Raw genomic sequence first — 1,765 nt, 5'->3', positions numbered from 1 at the left:
TGCGCTCGCGCGGGTTCGCGCCGGGCCCGTGCCCGGATGCGCTGGCCAACAGCCCACTGACTGCGCCGCTGAAGAGCGTCGCCTTTTCCGGCCCCGGTGGCGCCGCGCTGCCACCGGAAGTGGCCGAGGTGCTGGCCGGGGTGCGCGCCGGCCTGGATGGCCGTCCGTTGCCGCTGGCCGAGGTCTGCCGCATCCGTGACGAGGCCAGCGCAGCGCTGGCCCGCGCCCGCTATGTCGCCGTGGTGCAGGTGCCGGAACAGAATTTGGCCGATGGCGTGCTGCAGCTGCGGGTGACGACGGCGCGCATCGTCGAACTGCGTGTGCGCGGCGAGCCGGGCAAGGGCCGGGCACGACTGGAAGAGCTGCTCGCAAAGCTGAAAGCGATCGATCCATTGAACGAGACCGAGGCGGAGCGCATCCTCCTCATCGCCAACGACATTCCCGGCACCCAGGTCAGCCTGGAGCTGCGCCCGGCGCCGAGCGGCGTGCCCGGCGAGGTGATCGGCGAAGTCCAGCTGGAAACGTCGCGCGGCAGCCTGGTGCTGAACGCGCAGAATTATGGCTCCGATCAGATCGGGCGCTGGGCCGGCGTGGTGCGCGGCGATCTTTATGGCCTCACCGGTCTGGCTGATCGCACCTATGTCTCGGTGTTCTCCACCACCGATGTGCGTGAACTGGTGGTGGTGCAGGCCGGGCATGATTTTGCCGTGGGCAACAATGGCCTGCGCATCGGCATCAACGGCACCTATGCCAAGACCAAGCCGACCCTGCCCAACGCGGCACAGGGCTTCGATCTCAGCTCGGAATCGGTGCTGGCCTCGATCTTCGCCTCCTACCCGCTGGTGCGCACCACCTCGGCCAATGTGAAGCTCGGCGGTGGGCTTGACCTCATCGACCAGCGCACGCGCGCCATCGGCCAGTTGATCAACCTCGACCAGATCCGCACCATCTGGGCGCGGGCCGATGCCGATCTGCAGCCGCGCCGGCTCAGCGTGCTGGCCCCGGCCTGGCGGGTGGGCGGCTTTGTCGAACTGCGCCAGGGCCTGCCGCTGCTGGGCGCGACGCCGATCGGCGGCAAGGGCGGCACCGCCATTCCAACCCGATTTGAAGGCAATGCGCGGGCGTTTGTCGGCCGTGTCGGGGTCAATGGTGAAGGCCGGCTGCGCTTCGGCGCGGATTCGGCCTGGGCGGCGACGCTGGCGGTTGATCTGCGCGGGCAATGGACGCCCGATCCGCTGCTCGCCTATGACGAATTCGCCGTCGGTAACCTCACCGTCGGACGCGGCTATGATCCGGGCGCGACCGCAGGCGACCGCATGGTCGGCGGCTCGGCGGAGTTCCGCCTCGGCAAGCCGGTGCCGCTCTCAGCCAAGGATTTCGCGTTTGAAGCGCTCGGCTTCTATGACCATGTCGAGCTGTGGAACGTCGACACCAACAATTTCGAGAAGCGCCGCACCCTGCGCAGCGTTGGCGGCGGCATCCGCGCCACCTGGGGCAGCCGGGTCAGGCTTGATCTTGTCTATGCCAAACCGCTCGACAAGGCGCTGTCCATCGACACCGAAAAGCCCGGTGGCCGCCTGCTGCTGTCGCTGACCGTCCGCGCGCTGCCGTGGCGTTGATTGGGAAGGCTGGAACCATGACCATGCACCGCCACATCACCCACCGCCGCCAGCTGCTGGCCGGTGCCGGCGCGCTTGCCCTGCTCACCGCAGCGGCGCCCGGCCTTGCCCAGGTCGCCGTGCCATCGGGCGGCACGCTGCGCGCA

General features: G+C 68.9%; 1 protein-coding gene. It reads left to right on the top strand.

The window, feature by feature from the left end; translation table 11 throughout:
- The coding region (locus GJ693_RS17185) for a ShlB/FhaC/HecB family hemolysin secretion/activation protein (RefSeq protein WP_197042283.1) at positions 1 to 1,619 on the top strand (1,619 nt) is incomplete at its 5' end.
- Positions 1,620 to 1,765 lie beyond the last annotated feature (146 nt).

The sequence above is a fragment of the Sandarakinorhabdus oryzae genome (assembly GCF_009733735.1).
GTDB classification, from domain to species: Bacteria; Pseudomonadota; Alphaproteobacteria; order Sphingomonadales; family Sphingomonadaceae; genus Sandarakinorhabdus; species Sandarakinorhabdus oryzae.
The sequence above is the reverse complement of the archived record's forward strand: the minus strand, read 5'-3'. Positions and strand labels throughout refer to the sequence as shown.